This is a genomic window from Paenibacillus phocaeensis (assembly GCF_900021165.1).
Lineage (GTDB): Bacteria > Bacillota > Bacilli > Paenibacillales > Paenibacillaceae > Fontibacillus > Fontibacillus phocaensis.
The window spans coordinates 60,863-82,567 of sequence record NZ_FCOQ01000007.1 but is presented as its reverse complement, the minus strand read 5'-3'; the positions used below and the strand labels follow the sequence as shown (position 1 = coordinate 82,567).

Below are 21,705 nucleotides of genomic sequence, written 5' to 3'. Positions count from 1 at the left end.
GCTTATTTTGAGATTTGGTTACGTCTAGCTTACCGGAAACGGGTCATTTTGGCAATTGGCCTTTCGCTTTGGGATCTTCAGCGAAATGAGGTGACCAGGCCCTGCAGCAGCGTACGCACGTCGTACTGGTATTGGTTGATCGGCGCAATCGGCTTATCCAGACCTAGCAGTCCGTACACCGCCATGCGGGCTGCGCGCACGGAATACTCTTCAGTAAATACGACATCGTCCGGAATTTCGCAGAATTGACTGATAAACGCCAGGTTGGTGGAGCCGTCCGGAATGACCTTCGGCCGATCGTCGATTGCCCGGGGCATGAACTGTGCGGTGATGAACGGCATCATGCATGGAATACAGTTGGCGGTGGAGAGGATCGCCTCCATGTCCTGCTCGAAGTGGAGATGGTGCAGCAGCTCGGTTAGAATTTCCTCGCCGGTGCATTCGGACATTTTCTTCGGAACGTAATCTCCGATGCGATCCGGGAATAATCCGTATCCCCAGAAGACCTTAACCTGCTCAGGCTGATTGCGGAAATGCGGCTGGTGGGCCAGCACGATGGACATGAACCAGCTTGAATCCTTAAAGGTGACCAGCGCGCCGGTGCCGGCCTTATTCCGCGAGAAAGCCTCCATAAGATCAAAAAACCGCGAGTCCTGGCACGTGACCGTAAAAGACTCCCATTTGGAGCCGTCGATATGATCGTCGAAGGAGGAAGGGTTGCCTAACCCCGTCTTTTTGGCGGCAATGCGGTCCCACAGCTGCCAGGAGCTGCCTTTGCCGTTCAATTTCGGAGCGGTTGTCATGGAACCGAGGCTGTAACCTTCCGTCATGGAACCGTTGGTGATGATCACCAGGTCGCCCTCCGCCAGATCGAGCACTCCGGCGACGCCGTCCTTGATATAATGCATGCGCGAGACGGTAATCCCGTCGCCTTCCTTGAAGTCCAGATCGGTGACCGTACATTTCAGCGAGAAGTCCACACCGTACTTCTCCAGATATTTTTGCAGCGGCAGAATGATGGAGTCGTACTGGTTGTAAGGCGTGCGGGTGACCCCCTCCAACGTATGGATCCGCGGGAATTCATGCATGAAGCGGATCATGTATCTTTTCAATTCGACGGCGCTGTGCCAAGGCTGAAAGGCGAAGGTCGTCGCCCACATATACCAGAAATTCGTTTCGAAAAAATGCGCTCCAAACCAGTCATTGATCCGCATTTTGCCCATTTTCTCTTCCGGGGTCATGATCAGCTTCATCATAGCCAGTCGGTCCGCCATATCAAACCCCATCGAGGTGACGTCCTCCACCTGGCCCTCGCGGTTCACTAACCGGGCGTTGGAATGCGTCGGGTGAGCGGTATCGAAGGCTATAATCTCATCCCGCACCGAAAGTCCGGGCTGGTCTATGGAAGGAATGGAGCGCAGCAGGTCCCAGGTGTTTTCATAAGTCTCATCATTCAGCATTCGGCCGCCGCGAATCACATATCCCTGCTTGCCGTCTCCAGCCCCGTCGTTGCTGCCGCCCAGCACCTTCATTTCCTCCAGCACATGAATATTCCGGCCGGGGAAATCGCAATCGCGGATCAGGAAAGCGGCTCCCGCCAGCGAAGCAATCCCTCCACCCACAAAATAGACCTGTCTCGTGTTATGTTCTGCTGACATTGATCTTTCGCCTCCAAAGAATGTGATGAATGGAACAATCCCAATGTATTCCCTCTTTGGAGCAAACAAAATCAACAATCAAGCCCGGCTGTATAAAAAAACGACACTCCTCAAGGAGTGTCTAGGATTTCGACGCAAATAGCGATGTTTCGAGTGGCGGGCCGGCTTATCCTCAACGAGAGGTAGGGGGCCTGCTGGCTTTTTGCTCGTACCGCTGCAGGGCTCGCTCGAAATGGCCGTCAGCCAATTCGCTTAACTGGTCAATGATCTGTTCCGGCCGTTCCTTCATGCCGTCTTGCATCCATCTGACGACCAGCCCGGTGAAAGCCAGGGTATAGAAGTTCGCCAGAAACCGTTGATCCGCCTCGTCTACCTGCATTCCAGAGGACACCTCTTCTACGACCCCCATAACCAGCTGGTTCGTGACGGTATAAAGATATGAATCCAGGTGGCTGCGTGCCAGAGAGTTCAGCGTGTTCAGGCAAAACGCTCGGTTGTCTTCAATATATTTGAATATTTTCAGAAAACCGCTGGTCCAGTTGCGATACCCGCGCTCTCCGGCGATGGCATCCACCGCTTCGGTCTGGTAAATCCAGCCGAGTAGCTCGTAGATATCCTGGAAATGATAATAGAACGTTTGCCGGTTTAAGCCGCAATCGTCCACGAGATGCTTGACGGTGATTTTATTCAAGGGGGCATAGGCCATCCTTTGTTTCAACGAGGCGGCGAGCGCCTTCTTGGTAAGATGGGAGCTGGACAAGGAAATCACCTGCTTCAACATGATCCGCATTGAATGGATAACTCCATTATACGCGGGTTTCGAGGCCTTCACAAAAGCGGTATGAGTTCAATGTGTAAGAGGCGCATCGGGAGTTGCGGCTCGGACGTGCAAAAAAACAGTCCCTTTCCATACTTGGAGAGGGACTGTTTTATAAGTGCAGAGCGTATTAATTGATCAATCCTTGCTCCATCGCCTTCACGGCCTCGTTGGCCATGAAAGTCTGCAAGCGGGTCAGATCGAGTGCCAACTGCTGCTGCGTTAGAGTAAAGCTGTATTTGTTAAAATCATAACGCGATACAAATCCGTTCTTATAGCGGGCTTCCATGTTGGTGTAATCCTCTTCCGCGTCCGCCAAATCCTGGGTAGCGCTTTGATAGGCTTTGTAGGCCGTATCGGCGCCGCTGTAGGTTTTGCTGATTTTTTTGCTTAATTCCACACGCGTTTGCTCCGCCTGCTGGTCGGCGATACGGGTCATCGTGTCCAGGTAATCTTCCTCGTGTTCATTCGCGGGCGTCGTATGGCTTTCCTGTTTGTTGGCCTGTACGACCGCGTTCCACTGCTGTTTCATGTCGTACGAATTTTGCAGCAGACCTTCCGTATCCTTGCGCGTGATCGGCTCCGGTGTATAAGCGATATCCTCCAAGGTGATTTCCGGATCGTACACCAGCCCAAGATCAAAGCATAATTGAATCAAGGCGAGCTGGTAGTTGTCTTTTAACGTGTCCAATTGCTCTTCCTGTTCGCGAACCTGTCGCTGGGCCAGAATGACGGCTTCCGCAGTTCCCATCGCCTGCTTCTTCAAGGTCACGGCCCGATTGTGGTCCGCTTTCAAGATATCCAAATACTTTTCGGCCAATACGACTTGTTTGTTCAAAGACAACAGTTGCACGTATTGCGAAGTGATCTGCAGCTTCGCCCCGGTTTTGGCCTTTTCCAGATCGAGCAGCGTGTTTGATTGCTCCGTGTTGAGCTGTTCCAATGCCAGCTCCAATTGCTCGCGCTGGCTGGCGATTTGCTTGTTCAGCGCAGCGGCGATAGCGCCTACGCCATTCAAAACTTGATTCACAGCCTCGTTGGTCGCAGCGGCCGAATACATCCACAATTCAGGCTGAGTGGCTCCACCAGGAATGTTGTATGTCTCCAAGACTTCCTCCGGCGTGCTGGGCAGCGAGCCTGAACCGATTACAATCGTGGCGCCCCCCAGATCCTCTTGCTGTTTTTTCAGGTTGTCCTTGTTTTGGCTCAGCGCGGTAAGCTTCATTTGCAATAGCGATAAATTATAGGAATTATCCACCGCCCGTTTTAATACTGTATCAAGGTCTAAGTGCTTTAACGGCAACAGGCTCCCTGAATCAACAAATGAACTCTTCAGGTTCTCGCCCGTTCTTGCGTGTTGTCCCGATCCGGTGGTGTTGTCGTCGCTTGCGGCAAATGCGGAAATCGGAGCGCCGATCAGCAGTATAAGCGACAAAACGAGCCCAGCGGCTTGCTTCCCCATGGCTATTCCTCCCATCCTGATGTTCCCTTTGGTCCCCATGCTATCACATCATCCGGGGCGAAATCAAACATCTTTATCTCGCTTGACAGCCGCATCACGACTGGGTTACTGTGGAGTTAAAAAAAATACTGGTGAGTATTTTGGGAGGGGAATAATTCTGATGAAAGGACGCTTCTTAGGGCTGGGATTGGCAGCATTGCTCACGATCTCTTTAGCCGCATGTTCTTCGGGAAATGATGGGGAGACCGCCGCTGAGAAAACCGATACGACAACCGTGGAGGTCATGCAGGTCAAAAGCGAGCCTTTGAAAACGGAATACAATCTGTCGGGTACGCTCCAATCGGCCGATTCGACGGCCGTTTCGTTCCAGGCATCCGGTGAAGTCAAACAGACGCTGGTTGAAGTAGGCGATCAGGTCAAGGAAGGGGACGTCTTGGCGATTTTGGACGATGAACCCGCCCGGCTTCAATTGAAACAAGCCCAAAGCGGTGTCGCTCAAGCCGAAGGTCAGGTGAGTGCCGCCAAGGCGGGGCTCGCTACGGCGGAAGCGCAAATCCGCAGTGCCGAAGCCAATTTGGCCGCAGTAGAGAAGGGAGCGTCCGAGGAGCAGATAGCCATGGCGCAAAATCAGGTGAAGCAAGCCGAGGACGGTTATTTCAAAGTCAAGGCCGATGCCGAGCGGTATTCGAATTTATATACCGAGGGCTTAATCTCCCTCGATGATTATGAGAAAACGCAAATTCAATTGAAAAATGCGGAGAATTCATTGGACAGCGCCAAGCAGCAGCTTGCGGAAGTGACCAAAGGTGCGACGAAGGAGCAGCGCGAGGCCGCGGCAGCCGGACTCGAACAAGCGCGGTCCGGCAAGCAATCGGCCCTGGCCGCCAAATCGCAGGCGGAGGCCGGATATAAGAACGCGCAGGCCGCGCGGGAACAAGCGGAGTTGGCTTTGTCCAAAGCGAAGCTGACGGCCACCGTATCCGGCACGGTGCTGGAAAAGATGGTTGTCGCCGGCCAGGCCGCCGGCGCCGGAAACCCGGCTTTTGTCATCGGTTCCACCACCCAATTGAAAGTGCTGCTTCCGGTTCCGGACAGCGAAATTTCCGCTTGGAAGGCGGGGCAGAAGGTCGATTTGGCGCTGGCGGGCGAAACCCGTACCGGAACCGTCAAACGGGTGTACCCGCAAACCAATGCCGGGACGGGCACGATTTCGGTGGAGGTGAGCGTTCCTAACCCGAATAAAGATTGGTTCCCGGGTCAAGTCGTGAAGGCGGGACTTCAAGTTTCCGGGGAACAAGGAATCCTGATCCCGGCCGAAGCGGTTATCAGCAACGGCCAAGAGCCGTACGTGTTCCGTAATGTTAACGGTAAAGCGGTGAAAACTCCCGTCAAACTGGGGGACGAAATTGTTGAGAACCGCTTCCGGATCCTGTCCGGTTTGCAGGTCGGCGATGTCATTGTGAGCGCCGGGGCTGACGGGCTGTTTGACGGTTTCGCCATCGCGACGGCGGAGGACGCGCATGATGATTAACTTCCTGGTCAAGAAACGAAAAATCACCCTATTGTTTTTCATCATGCTTATCATGATCGGTGTATACAGCTTCACCGGATTGGCCCGCCAGGAGATGCCGGATGCGGTTGTGAAGACCGCAATGGTAACGACGGTTTACCCGGGAGCAATGCCGGAGAAGGTGGAGCAATCCGTCACCAAGGTGCTGGAGCAGGCGATCAAGAAGGTGGACAGCGTCGAAAACATCCTCTCCACATCGGGAAGCGGGTATTCGAGCATCGTGGTAGAGGCTTATGCGAATGCAGACGCCGAAGCGACCTGGGACGAACTGCGCAAGAATGTCCAGGACGCCGCCACCAATTTGCCGGCCGACGTGATACAGCCCGTCGTCAACGATAATCTGACCGCCTCTTTTGTCGGCTCCTATGTGGTTTATGCGGAAACACGGGAAGAACTGTACGCGTTGAAGGATACGATGATCGGCTGGCGCGATCAGCTTCAGACGGTAAAAGGCGTAGCCGGCGTGGAAATCCAAGGGATTCCCGATCAGGAAGTCTCCGTGCAAATCGATACGCAGAAATTGCAGCAATACGGAATTCCGTGGGAAATGGTCGTTCAGACCGTGCAAAAAATGAACGAACGGGTTCCGCTGGGGGATCTGAGTTACGATCATCGCAATTATCAGCTGTTGGTCAAAAGTCTGGACGATATCAAGAAATTGAATGAGGTTCAGATCATGACGACGCGAAACGGGTTCCCCGTTTATTTAAAAGACATCGGCGAAGCCAAGCTGACGTATAGCGATCCGGAATATTTGCCGTATTATAACGGGAAGCCCGCGATCCTGGTCAACGTCAATGCGCAGACGGGTTCGGACGTGCCTTCCATGAACAAGGTCATTTCGGAGAAACTTAGCGATTTGGCCGAAGGTCTGCCCAATAACGTAACGTTCAAGACCGCATTTGCCCAGTTGGAAGTCGTGAACAAAATGTTTAACGAGTTAACCCGGGAGATGCTGATTGCGATCGTAGCCGTCATCATCGTTTGTATGCTTGGCTTGAATATGCTGACGGCCGCTTTCGTCGCCTTGGCCATTCCGATCTCCATCGCGCTGGGGCTGATCGCCTTGCCGTTGACCGGAGTCACTTTGAATGAAATTACGATCGTAGGTTTGATCATCGTGCTGGGGATCCTGGTGGATGACGCCGTGGTCGTCAACGATAACATCGAGCGACGGCTCAGCGACCTTGGGGAAGACCCGTCCGATGCTTCTGTAAAAGGAGCGAATGAGGTTTCCGTTTCGATCCTGACAGCGACGTTGTCGACGATCTTCGCTTTTATGCCGCTGCTGTTTCTGACCGGGGACATCGGCTCTTTCATCAAGCCGCTTCCGATCGTGATTTCCGCCTCCATGTTGGCGTCCATGCTGATGTCGCTGACGATCATTCCGATTTTCCGCGAATGGCATGAGAGACGAAGAGTCCGGCGTCATTCGAAAAAAGACGGGATGAAGCCGCCCGGCTTGCTGGGCAAGCAAATCCAAACCGCTACGCGGTGGTATTCCGGGACGATCATTCCGAAGGTGCTGAAGCGGCCGCTGCTTACCGCATTGACCGGGCTATTGATCGGTACGGCCTCGTTCGGCTTTGCGCTGCTGACACCGATCGATCTGTTTCCGCAGGCGGAAGATCCGCATGTCAACATCAATGTGGAGATGCCCATCGGAACGTCGTTTAAGGAAACCGATCGCATGGTGTCGAGCATCGCCGATTGGGTGAAGAAGCAGCCGGAAGCCGAGCTCGTCAGCTATGGGTCGGGGGGGAAAGCGCCGGCGATCTATTCCGACTTCACCAATGTCGTAAGCTCTTCGCCTACCATCGGTCAAATCGCGGTTGTTGGCAAAGAAGGCAAATACAATTGGGAGAAAACGGTGGACACCTGGCGGGAGAAATTGAAGAAACAATATCCCGGGGCCACCATTACAACGAATATTCCGCGGCTGGGGATTCCGGTCGGAGCGGCCGTGTCCGTGCGGATTTCCGGCGAGGATTTGGATGAACTCCAAACCTTGTCCCAGCAAGTGAAGGAGAAAATCGCCCAGGTGGACGGCACCTCGGGAATCAAAGATGATTTCGGCAACCAAAGCTATACGCTAGAGTTTGCCGTTAACGAAGAGGCCATGAAGCAGCATCAGGTGAGTTACCAGACATTGACTCAAACGCTCCGCTTGATGGGCGATGGTCTGGATATCGGCGATTTTGATACGGGCAAGCAAATCATTGATATCAATTTATACATGAACAACAAGAACGGGAACCCAAGCGAACTGTTCCAGCAAATTAACGTGACCAATGACCAAGGGGTGCTGGTGCCGTTATCGCAATTAGCGGAGCTGAAGCCGTCGTTCTCCATCCAGAAGATTCAGCACTACAACCTGGTGCGAACCGTTACGGTAGAGGCCGACGCAGCAGGCGGCAAAACCGCGACCGAGCTTAATGCGCAAGTCAAGGCATTGCTGAACGACATCCATTTTCCGGAAGGATACACTTGGACGCTAGGCGGCGAAACGTCGGACCAGGCGGAGATCTTTTCGGATTTGGGCAGCTTGTTCGTCATCGTCATATTCTTGATTCTGCTGTTGATTACGGTACAGTTCTACTCGCTGTCGACGCCGGTCATCATTATGACGACGGTATACCTGGCTGCGGCGGGAGGCGTCATCGGCATCTTTATCTCCGGCTCGTCGATCGGCTTCATGAGCATCATGGGGATTATCTCTCTGGCGGGGATCGTCGTGCGGAACGGCATCGTGCTGATCGAATTTATCGAGGACGCGCGGCGCGAGGGAGTCGAACTCAAGGAAGCGATTATCGGTGCAACTTCGGCCCGTTTCCGGCCGATTATATTGACCTCGCTGACCGCGATCATCGGCTTGCTGCCGCTGGCCATTTCGGGGAGCATTTTGTTCCGGCCGATGGCGTATACGATCATTTTCGGGTTGATGTTCTCCACGTTGTTAACTTTGATCGTGGTTCCGTCTTTATATATGGTCATGGCTTTGTATAAAGAAAGACGCAAAGAGCGTAAAGCGGACCGGGATGCCGGATCGAAGGGACCTACGCCCCGTTTGCCGGAAGGTCCGAACCCTCCGCTCTCCATGTAGGATTTTGAAATGCCCGGTCGTTTGCGGATGAATTTTTGTAGAAAGGATCATGGGGTGTGAGCAAAAAGAATGCGATTATGGAGGCAGCGCTTTGTCTCTTTGAACAGAAGGGCTATGCCCTAACGACGATCGATGAAATCGCCAAGGCAAGCGGAATGACCAAGCCGTCGTTTTATAAATATTTTCCCGGGAAAGAGGATCTGCTGCTTGAAGTGTTGAAGCAGTTTAGCGAAGATTTGGAGGGTAAGGTTTACCGGCTTTACCGGACCGCGGAAATATCCAAAAACGATCGCATTATCGAGCTGGTCATGATTTATCTGGAAGATATTTTTAAGCACCGCGCCTATATGAACTTCTTTACGGAGCTCTCGCAGCCTTTTTATGAGAATGAACAAATTCAAAATGCCGCAATGACGATCGAACGTAAAATATTTACATGGCTTCAGGAGAGCATCGTCGACTTGTATGGGGAGAAAATGGAAGGCTTCTCCGTGGACGTGACCTTTATCGCCACAAGCGTCCTGATGGACTATACTCGGGTGGCCGGACCAAGCCTGTCTCACGATCATTGCCGAAGAATCGCCGTTTACATCGAATATTTGATCGGTGTGCTCGTGGAAGGGTTGAAGACCAATAGGCCGAACATGCCGTTATTGTTTGAGACGCCTTCCTGGATCTTGAATTATTGGCCGGAGGAAATTACTCCGATTCTAAGATCGCGTCAGTTGCAGCAGTTGTTTCGCCGGATGGAATCGATTGTGAAGAAGCAAGCGTCTTTGTCCGAGGCCGAGCGAAAGGATTATCTTCAGGCCATCGGCGAGATCAGGAAAGAAACCAAGGATTCCTTGCTGCAAAACGTGATCACCAAATCGCTGATGTACTACCTGGAGCGGGTGGATGCACTTCGTGACGAATGCGCTCAGCTAAGGCTGATTTTGGAGCCGGAGGGAAACTCGGTGTAACCTTGAGTACGTACTTTTGAGGTTCCTCCTGCTGTCTTTCCGCGATCTGATCCAAGGGGATAATCGCGCAAACGGGCAGCATGGGTTGATCTTCGAAAGTCCGGCATCGCAAAAAAAAGGGACGGGGCTATCATGCCCCGTCCCTTCGTGTAGGTGCGCTTATCAATTCGTCTTCGACTTATTGTAAATATCGAAGGCGACGGCGAGCAGCAGGACAAGGCCTTTGATCCCCTGCTGCCAATCGACGCCAAGCCCGATCAGCGACATGCCGTTGTTCATCACGCCCATGACAAGGCCGCCGATGATCGCGCCGATCACGGTGCCGATGCCGCCGGAAGCGGAGGCGCCGCCGATGAAGCAGGCCGCGATCGCGTCGAGCTCGAAGTTCGTCCCGGCTTTTGGCGTTGCGGAGTTGAGGCGGGCGGCGAAGATCAGGCCGGACAACGCGGCCAAAGCGCCCATGTTGACGAACACCCAGAACGTCACCTTTTTCGTTTTGACGCCGGAGAGTTTGGCGGCTTTCTCGTTGCCTCCCAGCGCGTAAATATGGCGTCCGGCCACCATGCGGTTCATGACGAACGAGTAGAGGACGATCAGGAAGAACAAAATGATCAGGATATTCGGCAGCCCGTTGTAGGTTGCCAATACAAAGGTAAACACGTTGATGACGGCAACAAGCAAGACGAGCTTCGTCACGAACATCCAGAATGGCGCCACCTCAAACTGGTATTTGAGCTGGGTCCGCCGCTCCTTCCATTCCTGCCAGATTAGGAGGAGGGAGAGGAGCAGTCCCAGCAGAACCGTCAGGGTATGGAGGCTGCCGCCGCCGAACCAGTCGGGAATGAAGCCGGAGCTGATCCGCTGGAACGATTTCGGGAACGGTGCGATCGACTGGCCGCCGAGCACGATCATCGTCAAGCCCCGGAACAGTAGCATCCCCGCTAACGTGACGATGAAGGCCGGTATTTTTACATAAGCGACCCAAAATCCCTGCCAAGCCCCAATCAATCCGCCGATCACCAAAGAAATAATAATAGCAAGGAACGTTGGCATTTGGAGATCCACCATCATGATGGCGGCCAAGGCCCCGATGAAGGCGGCGATGGAGCCGACCGAGAGATCGATGTGGCCGGTGATAATGACCAGAACCATACCGATCGCCAAGACGAGAATATAACTGTTCTGCAGAATCAGATTCGTAATATTCAGCGGCTTCAGCAAGATGCCGCCCGTCAAAATTTGAAACAACACCGTGATGAAGATCAAGGCGATAATCATGCCGTACTGGCGTATGTTTTTTCTAAAAAGTTCGCTAACCGCTTGCATCGGTTTTACCCCCTGCCTCGAGTCATGGATTTCATCAACACTTCCTGGGTGGCGTCCTCGCGCAGGACCTCCCCGGTGATCCGGCCTTCGCTCATGACGTAGATGCGGTCGCACATCCCGAGAATCTCCGGCAGCTCCGAAGAGATGAACAAGATGCCTTTGCCTTCGTCCGCCAGCTGGTTGACGATGGAATAAATTTCGTATTTGGCTCCGACATCGATGCCGCGCGTTGGCTCATCCAGAATTAGAATCTCCGGCTGCGCGTAGATCCACTTGCTCAGGACGACCTTCTGTTGATTGCCTCCGCTCAGGTTGACTGTTTTCTGCAAAATGCTCGGCGTTTTAATGTTCAGCTTGCTTCGATATTCCTCGGCGACCAGCACTTCCTCCCGTTCGTTGATGACGCCGCGGCGGGACAACTTCCTTAACGAAGCCAGCGAAATGTTGCGCTTGATATCGTCGATCAGAACCAAGCCGTACTGCTTGCGGTCTTCGGTAACATAAGCGACGCCATGCCGGATCGCTTGGCTGATATCGTTGAACCGCACTTCTTGGCCGTGCAGGAACATTTGGCCCCTGATATGCCGGCCGTAAGATCGCCCAAACAGGCTCATCGCCAGCTCGGTTCGGCCTGCGCCCATCAAGCCGGCGATCCCGACGATCTCTCCGCGGCGGATGTTCAGGTTAATCCCGTCCAGCACTTTACGATCCTCTTGCTGCGGGTGGGTCGCCTCCCAGTTACGCACTTCGAAGATCACCTCGCCGATCCGGGGAACCCGTTCCGGATAGCGGTGGGTGAGATCGCGTCCAACCATGCCCTTGATGATCAGATCCTCGGTGACCTGATCGGCTTTCATATCCAAAGTTTGAATCGTCCGACCATCGCGCAGGATCGTGATCGAATCGGCGACTTTGCTGATTTCGTTTAATTTGTGCGAAATGATAATGGAGGTGATGCCTTGCTTCTTCAGCTCCAGGATTAATTCCAGCAAATTTTCGCTGTCGTTCTCATTCAGGGCCGCTGTCGGTTCATCCAGAATCAGCAGTTTAACCTGCTTGGACAAGGCTTTGGCGATTTCCACCAGCTGCTGCTTGCCGACGCCCAGTTCCAACACGCGCGTGGCCGGCGATTCGTTTAAACCTACCCGCTTCAGCAGCGTTTTCGTTTTGACCGTCGTTTCGTTCCAATCGATCAGCCCGCGCCGGCTTTGTTCGTTGCCGAGAAATAGGTTCTCCGCGATCGAGAGATAAGGAATCAGCGCGAGCTCCTGGTGAATAATGACGATGCCCAGCTGTTCGCTTCCCTTAATATCTTTAAATTCGCACACTTTGCTTTCAAACAGAATTTCGCCTTCATACGAACCGTGCGGATATACCCCGCTCAGCACCTTCATCAATGTCGATTTACCCGCCCCGTTCTCCCCGCACAAGGCATGGATTTCCCCGGCCGTGACCTTGAAGTTGACATGGCTCAGCGCTTTGACGCCCGGGAAAGTCTTCGTAATGCCCCTCATTTCCAAAATCGTATTGCTCACTTGCGCCACCTGGCCTTTCCCTCGTGGTCATGGCATAGCGGCGACCGCCCGAATCCGCGTCCGCCGCTATGCCGCTCACTGTAAGTGGTTGTTAGAGTCCCAGTTCCTCTTTGGAATAGTAGCCGGTGTCGACGAGCGTCGGTTGAACATTGTCCTTGTCGACCGAAACCGGCTCGAGCAGATAAGAAGGAACGACCTTGACGCCGTTATCATAGGTCTTCGTGTCGTTGACTTCCGCCTCTGTGCCTTCCAAAATGCTCTGAACCATGGAGACCGCCTTTTTCGCCAGCTCGCGCGTATCCTTGAAGACGGTTTGCGTCTGTTCGCCGGCCAGAATCGACTTGACCGAAGCCAGCTCGGCGTCCTGGCCGGTTACGATCGGCATCGGTTTGCTTCCGGAGCCGTATCCGACGCCTTTCAGCGAGGAAAGGATGCCGATGCTGATTCCGTCATAAGGGGAGAGCACTGCGTCGATGTTCTCTGTACTGTAGTGGGCGCTCAGCAAGTTGTCCATGCGGGCTTGAGCGGTGGCGCCGTCCCAGCGCAGCGTAGCGATTTGCTCCATTTTCGTTTGTCCGCTGCGCACCGCCAGCTTGCCGGAATCGATATAAGGCTGTAGTACGGACATCGCGCCGTCATAGAAGAAGTAGGCGTTATTGTCATCCGGCGAACCACCGAACAGCTCGATGTTGAACGGGCCTTTGCCGTCCTTCAGACCCAGCTTCTCTTCAATGTACGAAGCTTGCTGCACGCCGACCTTGAAGTTGTCGAAGGTGGCATAGTAGTCGACGTATTCGCTGTTCATGATCAGCCGGTCATAAGCGACGACCTGAATGCCCTGGTCATGGGCCTTTTGCAGCACATCGGTCAGGGCGCCGCCGTCAATGGCAGCGATCACGAGGACTTTCACGCCTTTGGTGATCATATTTTCAATTTGCGATACCTGGTTCTCAATGACATCCTCCCCGTATTGCAGGTCGGTACCATAGCCGAGTGCCTTGAATTCCTTGACCATGTTGTTCCCGTCGTTCACCCAGCGTTCGGACGATTTCGTCGGCATGGCGATGCCGATCGTTCCCTTTGCGCTGTTGCCCGAATCGCTGCCACTGCCGCTTTCTCCGTTGTTGCAAGCCGCGAGGACGATGACCATCGTGAGTGCCAATAAAATGGCGGTGACCTTCTTCAAAGCCAATTCCCCCTATACTTGAAATGAATGCGTTTACAGTAGGGAGTATAGCAAGCGGGGAGGGAGGGCGTATTTACAGTGAATTGACTCTTTTTATAAAAATCGGACCTTTGTGCGGATGTTTCTGCGGGGTTGCTTTACACGATTATCCCTTTCGTTAAGGAGGAGGAGAGGGGGGCATACCTGTTCCCGCCCCCACTTGTTCTTCTCTTGAAGGGGCCGGTTCGCTGTAGTCTGATCAAACGGGATAATCGTGCAAAGCGTGTGGACAATACGTATGGGCTCATCTCCAATCCGGAGATTCACTCGGCATCGGCGTCCTCGCCGACAAACGCGCCTTTGCGGTATTGCAGCGGGGAAAGCCCCGTCGCGCGTTTAAACGCCGTACTGAAATAGTGCTGTGTTTCGTAGCCGACTTGCTCGGCGATCTCTGCGATGGTCTGCTCCGTTGCATTTAACAGCCGGGTCGCCCGGCGGATGCGGAGCTGGGTCAAATAACTGTTGAACGTCGTCCCCAGCTCCTGCTTGATCATGCGGCTTAAATAAGCGGGGGAGGACTGCAATTCCTGGGCCATCGCTTCCAGCGTTAGTCCGCTGTCGCCGAAATGCTCCAGCATGTATTGCTTGGCCCGGCGCACCAGCGGGGAAACGGCGTTTTCCTTCATCACGGCCGACTTGGCCTTCCGGTAAACAGCCGGAAGCCCCAGCACGTCGCCGGTGCCTTCGGTCAAGTGGACCTCGGCGGCAATTTTCAAGTGAGTGCGCACCAAGGTGTCGATGCGGTGGAAATCCGCCTCGGCTTCCAAGCTCCAGAGCAGGATGACGATCAGGCCGAAGGGATCGCGGAAGATTGCCTTGGGGTAAGGGGCAAGCACCTCGGCGGCGATATTTTCGACCGCATATCCGTATAGCTGACGCTCGTCCTCCTTGAGAACCGCGGCAGAACCTGCGGTCTCGGGCAAGCGGATAACGCCCAGCCAATCGGGGCAAGCATCCGGCAGCCTGAGGAATTGCAGCTGCTCGGAGATTTCCGCAGCCGTCATGCCCCCGTCCAGCCACTGCTGGCAAAATCGTTCCCTCAGGAGCGGATAGCTGCGGGTGATTTGGCGCGAGGCGGCTTGCCACTGCTGCTGCTTGGCCATCTCCTCGTCCAGTTCCCCGCGCACTTGACGGAGAACCTTCTCCAGTTGCGCCGGATTGGCCGGCTTCAGGATGTAGTCTTTCGCCTGAAGCCGGATCGCCTTTTGCGCATAGGCAAACTCATCGTGGCCCGTGATGACGACGATTTTGCAGTCCGGCAACTGCTCGCGGACCCGCTTCATCAATTCGATACCGTCCATAATCGGCATGTTGAGATCGACGAGCAGAATATGGACGCCGTGCCGGACGGCCAGCTCGAGTGCTTCCTCGCCGTCCTCTGCTTCGGCGGCCACCGTCAGGCGTAATTCTTCCCAATCCACACTGTCGCGGATCCCTTCGCGGATAATGCGCTCATCATCAGCAATCAATACCTTCCAGCGGAAATTGGATAATGTTTCGCTCATGATTCCATCCTCTCCCCTCGCATGGGTTCTTCCCGGATGATCGGGTGCGTGACGGTAACGACCGTTCCCCGGCCTTCTTCGCTTTGGATCGACAGCCCGTACCGGGCCCCGAAGGTCAACGCGATCCGGGCCTGAACGTTCAGCATCCCGTAACCATGACCTCCCTCACCGGTGCCGGAGGACACCCCCGCCGATTCCGGGCCCGGCTCCCGGCCATCTGCAGGAGCCGCAGCCTGCAGCTTCTTGTGTAATTGCACCAGCTGATCCGGCGGGATGCCTTTCCCATCGTCCCGGATGGTGATCACCAGCAGGCCGCCGTCTTCGGCAGCTTCGATGACAACGCGGCCCGGACCGCGGCGTTCCTTGATCCCGTGATAAATGGCATTCTCTACGATCGGCTGCAAGATCAGCTTCAGCACATAGAACTCGCGAATCTCCGGGGCGATGTGCAGCGAATAATCGAGTTTATTCTGATAACGGACATGTTGGATCTGCAAATAACTGCGGACATGTTCGATTTCATCGTTCAGAGGGATGATGTCATTCCCCTTGCTGAGGCCGATCCGGAACAGCTTCGACAAGGACTCTGCCATTTCCGCGATATCCTCCGCACCTTTGCGGCGGGCCATCCAGTGAATGGTATCCAGCGTGTTGTATAGAAAATGCGGCTTGATATGCGCCTGCAGGCTGCGCAGCTCCGCTTCGCGTTTCTGCCGCTCTTGCAGTTCAGTCAGCGTGAGCAATCGATGGATCTGCTGCAGCATGGCGTTGAAGCGGCGGCCAAGCAAGCCGATTTCGTCCGTGCGGTCGCCCCAGTGGCGAATCGTCAGATCGCCGGATTGCGCCTTCTGCATGAAAGAGGCCAATTGTCCAATCGGCCTGGATATCGTATGGGCCAAGTAGAAGGAGGCCGTCATCCCCAGCAGGCAGACGACAAAAACAAAGCTGACCACGTAGAAGCGAATTTCCCGCATCTCCGCAGCGGACTCCGCCATGGAAAATACGCCGACGGTCGTCCAGTTCGTAAATGGCGAATGGCGGTAAATGAACTGCAAGTCGCGTCCGCCCAGCCGTTCTGCGTACGTCCCCGAACCATCCTGGCCCAGCCGCTCCAGAGGAACGCGGTCGATATAGGGATCCGGCGGGGCGTAGATCAGTTCGCCGTTACCGTCCACCACCGTTAAATACCCCGTCTTCCCCAAGCGGACGTCCTGGGCGGTTTCGGCGATCACCCGCAGCTTGAGGTCGATTAACACGACACCTTTGACTTGCTGGGTTTCGGGGTCGAGAATCGCCCTCACGGCCGAGACGACCTCGCTATCCTTGTAATTGACATGCGTCGTCACGTTGCGGGCCCGCGGATGGCCGATGATTTTGAAAATCCCTTTATTGCGAACAGCCTCCTGGTACCAATTTTCCTGCGTCAGGTTGTCTGAGGTTCTGGCATACATTTCATTGCTTATGTACTCGCCTTGGCTGTTGACGATCAGAATGCCCGCAACCTCCGAATACAAGGTTGTAAACCCTTGCAGAAACTTGCGGATTTCGTAATGGTCGGGATCGGTTTCCGCCAAGATTGCGGTGGATTCCGAGGCATCCGCTACGTCTTTCAGGCTGGTATTCACACCTTCGGCAGGAGTAGAACCCTCAGTTGATGCCTCAGGTGAGCCGCCCGTTTGCAGATTGGCGCCGCTCTCGAGAAATTCCAGCACCTCCGGGTTAAAGGAGATGAAGAACGTCATGTTCTGCAAATTTTCCACATACGTCTCCAGCGACCGGTTCACCTTGCCGATGAGTTGCAGCGTATTGTCCGTGATCTGGCGCTCGATAATGCGATCAACCGTCCAGTTCGTCAGCACGCCGAGACCGATGGAAGGAAGGATGCTGATCAGCATAAAGTGAACGATAAGTTTATAGCGGATCGGCAGGTTGTTGAGCGAGAAATCGCGGATTTCCCAGGATCGTTTTCCGTATCTATTTCGCATAGTAATCATTCACATTCTGCCGGGTGACGACGGTGATTCCCGTATCCAGGCGCTGGGGAACGCGGGGACCGGGATGCAGTGATCCGTCCGAGTCGTGCTTCAATGAGAAGAGCAGTTGCAGCGACCAATACCCCATGTTCCAGGTTCCCTGGGCCATCGTGGCGGCGATATCCCCGCTTTTGACTAGGTCCAGGGTGCCCTTATCGGTATCGAAGCTGATAATCTTGGGGCTGGAGGAGGCCGAGCCAAACTCACGAACGGCTTCCGCAACGCCGATGCCGCCGTTCGCTTCGGTGGTGAAGATGCCGGCGATCTCCGGGAAATCCCGCAGGATCTCTTCCGCCGATTGCCGGGAGAAGAGCTCATCGCCTCTTCCGTTCTTGATACCGGCAACGCGCATATCGGGATACTCTTTGGCGATGGTATCCGTAAATCCTTCCGTACGCTCTTGGTGGTTTTGCTGATCCGGCACGGTCACGATCGCCACCTCGCCGCGTCTGCCGGTGAGTTCGGCCATTTTCCGCGCAGCCTCGACCCCGGCTAAATAATTGTCGGTGCCGAGGAAGGAGAAGGCGCGGCTGCCCGGGGCGTTGGAATCAAACAAAACGACCGGGATACCGGCGTCAACCGCCTTGTTGATCGTGGCGGTAAGCTCGGTGGGATGGATGGCGGAGATCGCGATCCCGGCCGGTTTTTTGGCGATGGCTTGCTCCAGCACGGTGATTTGCTCATGAATGTCGCGTTGGGTGGAGCCGCGGTATTCCACGGAGACGTTCAGCGCCTGGGCAGCGTCCTCAAACCCCTTCAGCCCGCTTTTCCAATAATCGATCCCCAATTGAAACGTCACCATCACGTATTTCTCATCGATGGACCCCTGCAGGCCTCCCGAATTCCACTGGTCGTTCAGCCGGCTCTGGGAGCGATAATCCAGCACGTATAACGCAAAGCAGGCCACTAACAACAAATAAACGATCCATATCTTTTTCATATGAAACCCCTTTCATATGGCGGTGCCCAAAAAAGAGATCAACTTCGAAATCATCATACTATGATTCGCCATAAAAGATAATCTCAGATTTAGAAGATCCCTTGGATTTTGATTCGCAGGGCGGTGCAGAGCCGTTCGCTGCAGGAGACCCGGGCAAGCTGACCGTACGCTCCATGGCGGATTTCGTGTGAGTTCGACTCTGGATTTTACCGTGCTATAATAAACAGATAGAAAATCGCGTGTTATGTAAATGGACGCGGAACAATCCGGAGAAAAGAGATGGGGATCATACGTAACTCAAACCGCATGTATTTCGTTCTAACGTTCGTGCTGATGGGCGCGAAGTTGTTATTGCTGCGTTATTTTTTCTATGGAAGTCTTGCGGCACAGGGGTTGCCCGGCGAGTGGTTGTCGGTGCTGGCGCTGCTGTGCTTGATTGAATTGCTGACGCCGGCCAAAGGCAAATGGGGGGTGTACCTGGGGGTTAACACCGTCATCTCCTTGATCCTGTTTGCCGCAACGGTATACAATGCCTATTTCGGGACCGTCCCGACTTATGCGGTGCTTAGCGGACTTAACCAGGTTCCTGAAGTCAAAGCAAGCGTAGCTTCGCTCTTGCGGCCCGAGCAATTTCTGTATTTCGTCGACCTGCCGGTGTGGATTACGGTGCGCCTGGTCCGAGCCGTGCGTCGACGCCGGGCTTCGCGAGGGTACCGCCTGGCGGGGAGCCTCAACTTCCGTTCGGACCGGCCACGCGCAGGATTGACGTGGAAAGTGGGCGTGGCTTTCGTCCTGATCGTCAGTCTGATGTTGTCCGGCCTTTATATTCGTTCGGGAAAGAGCATTGATAACGAGCTGGTGCGGGCCCAAAGCGTAGGTTTCTTTAACTTCCAGGTCGATGCGGCCATCCGCAACCAGAAGGAAGAGCGGGCGATTGCGGAAGGGAATCTGCAGGAGACGGCGGCCAAAGTCCGGCAGCTCCAGAGCAGCTACCCTTACCAAGCGCCTGCGTCAACAGACGATCCGGCAGCCTTCGGCGCCGCCCGAGGGATGAATCTGATTATTGTACAGATGGAGTCTTTCCAAAACTTCCCGATTCACCTGAAACTGAACGGGCAAGAGATCACGCCGGTTTTGAACGGTTTAGCGAAGGAAGGCTACTACTTCCCGCAGGTGTTCCAGCAAATCGGACCCGGCAATACGTCCGACGCCGAGTTTATGTCGAATACGTCGATTTATCCGACGGCTGCGGAGGCGATGTCCACCGGATACGGCGACCGGCAGCTCCCAAGCCTGCCGCGCTTGCTGCAAAGCCGTGGATATACGGCGAATACGTTTCACATCAATAAAGTGACGTTTTGGGATCGCCACAAAATGTATCCGGCGCTGAACTTCGATAAATATTACGACAAGCCGTATTATACGAACGATCACTTTAACGATTTCGGGGCGTCCGACGAGGAGATGTACCGGGTTGGCGTGGAAAAGCTGACCGAGCTCAAGGCGCAAGGCAAGCCGTTTTACGCCCAGTTCGTCACCACCTCGAGCCATAATCCGTTCGTGGTGCCGAAGGACCGCCGACATATCGAACTGCCGGCGGATCTGGAAGGCACGATGCTTGGGAATTACATCGCGGCGGCCAACTATACCGATTATGCGATCGGCAAGCTGATCGACCGCTTGAAGCAAGCAGGCATGTGGGATAACACGATGCTGGTGTTATACGGGGATCACTTCGGCCTCCAGGAGAAGGACGTTCCTGCCAAGGAAATCAGCGAGAAGCTGGGGATTGCGTACGACGAGCGAATCAGTCGGTTTAACATTCCGCTGATCATTCACCTTCCAGGCCGGCAGCAGGGTCAAGTGGTGGAACACACCGGCGGCCAAGTCGACATTCTGCCCACCATTGCTAATCTCCTTGGCATTTCGCTCGAGGATGAGGGATATACCGCGTTTGGACAAGACCTCCTGAACCTTGATCGCAACGTAGTGGGAATGCGGTATTATCTCCCGACCGGCTCCTTCTTTAATGATGAGGTCATGTTCGTGCCGGGCGCCGGCTTTGACGACGGCGCGGCTATCTCGCTGGACACGCTGCAGCCGGTTGCCGAGATCGCGGCGTATCGCAGCGACTATGACTACATTACACAGTTGATGAAGCTCTCTGATGAATACGTCAAGCTGCTCCCGAAGCGGGGGCGGTAAACCAAGAAGGCCCTGCCGGATCCCGCAAACGTGGATCTGTCAGGGCCTTCTCTTATCTTCTGGTCATGGTCATGTCAACCGAGAATCGTATACGGGGTTCGAGCGCTGTCAGATATGAGATCCGGCAGTTCTTGCAGTTGAAGCTCATAGGCTTCAGGGGTGAGGCTGCCTTCATTCAAGCGTTTCTGCAACTGCTCTTGCAACTGGGCGATTTGCAACTGGATTACCCGATCCGGGTCTTGGCCATTCCGCTCGGCGATGTCCACCAGGGATTGGCCTTCCAGCAAGGCGTCGTAGACCTCCTGGTCGGAGGAAGCGCCGAGCAAGCGGTTCAGCTCGTCCTCCGGACGCTGCGCGTCATTGCTGAGGCTCGATTGCCTGGACGGGTAAGAGGCATAGGCCAAGCTGGTCAAGTAACTGGAGAAGCTGGGGTTTATCGTAATAACGAGGGCCATCGTACCGAGGATGACCACTTTCTTAAGTTTAAATTTCATAAATTTAGGTTCCTCTCTGATCATGGGTAGGTGCAGCAAGAAGGAATGACTTCTAGTAGTAATACGGATCAGGCGCCCAGGAAGTTTCAAGTGCGCCGGCACCTTTACGAATTCAGGGTGGTGTCGGGCGAGGTCCTCTCGTATAATGAAATTTATCTTATGCTGGATTCGGGACGGAGGAGCGTGCAAGACGAGATGGCGGAACAAATGGCGATCCGGTCGCTTAATGTAAGCAAACCGGTCGAGGTTGAGCATCAAGGCAAAACAGTACGTACCGGGATATTCAAGAAGCCGGTGGCGGATGCGCGGTATCTATCGACGGTAAATTTTGCCGGGGATGAGCAAGCGGATCTCAGATTTCACGGAGGGCCGGACAAGGCGGTTTGCGTGTATCCGTTTGAGCGCTATGCCTATTGGGAGAAGAAGCTCGGGATCACCTTGGATCTTGGGGCTTTCGGCGAGAATCTCACGACCGAAGGCATGCTTGAGGAGGAGATCTGCATCGGCGACCGGTTTCGCTTGGGCGAAGCCGTTGTTCAGGTCAGCCAGCCCCGGCAGCCCTGCTTCAAGCTGGGCGTCAAGCACGGTCTGCCGGAACTGCCGCTGGAGATCCAGCGAACAGGGTATACGGGCTATTATTTCCGAGTTCTCCAGGAGGGGGCAGTTCAACCTAGCGATCAGCTGGAGCGGATCGACAAGCACCCCGCAGGGGTTACGTTGGCATTCGCCAACCGCGTCATGCACGGAGACAAGGAGGATGCCGAGGGGATCCGGCGCGTGTTGGCCGTGGAGGAATTGTCAGCCAGCTGGCGCGAGACATTAACGGCCCGATTAAATCGAATAATGGGCGAATAGGCCGCCCTGCTCCGG

The 21,705-nt window shown here is 54.6% G+C and carries 15 protein-coding genes; 5 read left to right on the top strand and 10 right to left on the bottom strand.

The genetic code is table 11. From position 1 onward, the window contains the following. Positions 1-77: 77 nt before the first annotated feature. From BN3795_RS01725 to BN3795_RS01715, 3 genes are all read right to left on the bottom strand, one after another. Positions 78-1,658 (bottom strand): oleate hydratase, encoded by a 1,581-nt coding sequence (locus tag BN3795_RS01725; protein ID WP_068783030.1) that lies wholly within the window; start codon positions 1,656-1,658, stop codon positions 78-80. Positions 1,659-1,830: 172 nt separating this feature from the next. Continuing rightward, a complete protein-coding gene (locus BN3795_RS01720) occupies positions 1,831-2,448 on the bottom strand; it encodes a TetR-like C-terminal domain-containing protein (RefSeq protein WP_232729826.1) in 618 nt (205 codons plus the stop codon). 157 nt (positions 2,449-2,605) lie between these two features. Next, positions 2,606-3,937, bottom strand: coding sequence for a TolC family protein (locus tag BN3795_RS01715; protein ID WP_068783029.1), 1,332 nt, complete (start codon positions 3,935-3,937; stop codon positions 2,606-2,608). A gap of 160 nt (positions 3,938-4,097) precedes the next feature. Between BN3795_RS01715 and BN3795_RS01710 the strand changes: the two genes are divergently transcribed. From BN3795_RS01710 to BN3795_RS01700, 3 genes are read left to right on the top strand one after another with little or no spacing between them, the layout of a single operon-like run. Next, positions 4,098-5,468 (top strand): efflux RND transporter periplasmic adaptor subunit, encoded by a 1,371-nt coding sequence (locus BN3795_RS01710; protein WP_068783028.1) that lies wholly within the window; start codon positions 4,098-4,100, stop codon positions 5,466-5,468. Further along, on the top strand, positions 5,461-8,610 hold the full coding sequence (locus BN3795_RS01705; protein WP_110944945.1) for an efflux RND transporter permease subunit: 3,150 nt from the start codon (positions 5,461-5,463) through the stop codon (positions 8,608-8,610). Before BN3795_RS01710 ends, BN3795_RS01705 begins: the two co-directional genes overlap by 8 nt. A gap of 56 nt (positions 8,611-8,666) precedes the next feature. Beyond that, positions 8,667-9,572, top strand: a complete 906-nt coding sequence (locus BN3795_RS01700; RefSeq protein WP_068783027.1) for a TetR/AcrR family transcriptional regulator — start codon at positions 8,667-8,669, stop codon at positions 9,570-9,572. A gap of 162 nt (positions 9,573-9,734) precedes the next feature. Here the strand turns inward: BN3795_RS01700 and mmsB are convergent, their stop codons facing one another. The 6 genes from mmsB to BN3795_RS01670 form a co-directional block, all read right to left on the bottom strand. Further along, positions 9,735-10,898, bottom strand: a complete 1,164-nt coding sequence (mmsB, locus tag BN3795_RS01695; protein WP_068783026.1) for a multiple monosaccharide ABC transporter permease — start codon at positions 10,896-10,898, stop codon at positions 9,735-9,737. A 5-nt stretch (positions 10,899-10,903) separates the two neighbouring features. Then, positions 10,904-12,433, bottom strand: a complete 1,530-nt coding sequence (gene mmsA, locus BN3795_RS01690; RefSeq protein ID WP_198524618.1) for a multiple monosaccharide ABC transporter ATP-binding protein — start codon at positions 12,431-12,433, stop codon at positions 10,904-10,906. A gap of 91 nt (positions 12,434-12,524) precedes the next feature. Beyond that, a complete protein-coding gene (chvE, locus tag BN3795_RS01685; protein WP_068783024.1) occupies positions 12,525-13,619 on the bottom strand; it encodes a multiple monosaccharide ABC transporter substrate-binding protein in 1,095 nt (364 codons plus the stop codon). A gap of 302 nt (positions 13,620-13,921) precedes the next feature. Continuing rightward, positions 13,922-15,163, bottom strand: a complete 1,242-nt coding sequence (locus tag BN3795_RS01680) for a response regulator (RefSeq protein ID WP_068783023.1) — start codon at positions 15,161-15,163, stop codon at positions 13,922-13,924. Continuing rightward, positions 15,160-17,157, bottom strand: coding sequence for a cache domain-containing sensor histidine kinase (locus tag BN3795_RS01675; protein WP_408634993.1), 1,998 nt, complete (start codon positions 17,155-17,157; stop codon positions 15,160-15,162). Before BN3795_RS01675 ends, BN3795_RS01680 begins: the two co-directional genes overlap by 4 nt. Continuing rightward, on the bottom strand, positions 17,138-18,136 hold the full coding sequence (locus BN3795_RS01670) for a substrate-binding domain-containing protein (RefSeq protein ID WP_068783021.1): 999 nt from the start codon (positions 18,134-18,136) through the stop codon (positions 17,138-17,140). The genes BN3795_RS01675 and BN3795_RS01670 overlap by 20 nt, the downstream gene beginning before the upstream one ends. A 279-nt stretch (positions 18,137-18,415) precedes the next feature. On the opposite strand from BN3795_RS01670, the gene BN3795_RS01665 reads away from it, so the two are divergent. Further along, on the top strand, positions 18,416-20,341 hold the full coding sequence (locus BN3795_RS01665) for an LTA synthase family protein (RefSeq protein WP_068783020.1): 1,926 nt from the start codon (positions 18,416-18,418) through the stop codon (positions 20,339-20,341). A 74-nt stretch (positions 20,342-20,415) separates the two neighbouring features. Here BN3795_RS01665 and BN3795_RS01660 read toward each other — a convergent pair whose 3' ends face one another. Beyond that, on the bottom strand, positions 20,416-20,835 hold the full coding sequence (locus tag BN3795_RS01660) for a hypothetical protein (protein WP_068783019.1): 420 nt from the start codon (positions 20,833-20,835) through the stop codon (positions 20,416-20,418). Positions 20,836-21,030: 195 nt separating this feature from the next. Between BN3795_RS01660 and BN3795_RS01655 the strand changes: the two genes are divergently transcribed. After that, on the top strand, positions 21,031-21,690 hold the full coding sequence (locus tag BN3795_RS01655; RefSeq protein WP_110944944.1) for an MOSC domain-containing protein: 660 nt from the start codon (positions 21,031-21,033) through the stop codon (positions 21,688-21,690). Positions 21,691-21,705: the final 15 nt, after the last annotated feature.

Excerpts from the sequence above, each read along its gene's own strand:
- BN3795_RS01670 (WP_068783021.1), bottom strand. The coding sequence starts at position 18,136 with ATGAAAAAGATATGGATCGTTTATTTGTTGTTAGTGGCCTGCTTTGCG.
- BN3795_RS01720 (WP_232729826.1), bottom strand. The coding sequence starts at position 2,448 with ATGCGGATCATGTTGAAGCAGGTGATTTCCTTGTCCAGCTCCCATCTT.
- BN3795_RS01660 (WP_068783019.1), bottom strand. The coding sequence starts at position 20,835 with ATGAAATTTAAACTTAAGAAAGTGGTCATCCTCGGTACGATGGCCCTC.
- BN3795_RS01705 (WP_110944945.1), top strand. The coding sequence starts at position 5,461 with ATGATTAACTTCCTGGTCAAGAAACGAAAAATCACCCTATTGTTTTTC.
- mmsB (WP_068783026.1), bottom strand. The coding sequence starts at position 10,898 with ATGCAAGCGGTTAGCGAACTTTTTAGAAAAAACATACGCCAGTACGGC.
- BN3795_RS01715 (WP_068783029.1), bottom strand. The coding sequence starts at position 3,937 with ATGGGGAAGCAAGCCGCTGGGCTCGTTTTGTCGCTTATACTGCTGATC.
- BN3795_RS01680 (WP_068783023.1), bottom strand. The coding sequence starts at position 15,163 with ATGAGCGAAACATTATCCAATTTCCGCTGGAAGGTATTGATTGCTGAT.
- BN3795_RS01675 (WP_408634993.1), bottom strand. The coding sequence starts at position 17,157 with ATGATTACTATGCGAAATAGATACGGAAAACGATCCTGGGAAATCCGC.
- BN3795_RS01725 (WP_068783030.1), bottom strand. The coding sequence starts at position 1,658 with ATGTCAGCAGAACATAACACGAGACAGGTCTATTTTGTGGGTGGAGGG.
- BN3795_RS01665 (WP_068783020.1), top strand. The coding sequence starts at position 18,416 with ATGGGGATCATACGTAACTCAAACCGCATGTATTTCGTTCTAACGTTC.
- BN3795_RS01655 (WP_110944944.1), top strand. The coding sequence starts at position 21,031 with ATGGCGGAACAAATGGCGATCCGGTCGCTTAATGTAAGCAAACCGGTC.
- BN3795_RS01710 (WP_068783028.1), top strand. The coding sequence starts at position 4,098 with ATGAAAGGACGCTTCTTAGGGCTGGGATTGGCAGCATTGCTCACGATC.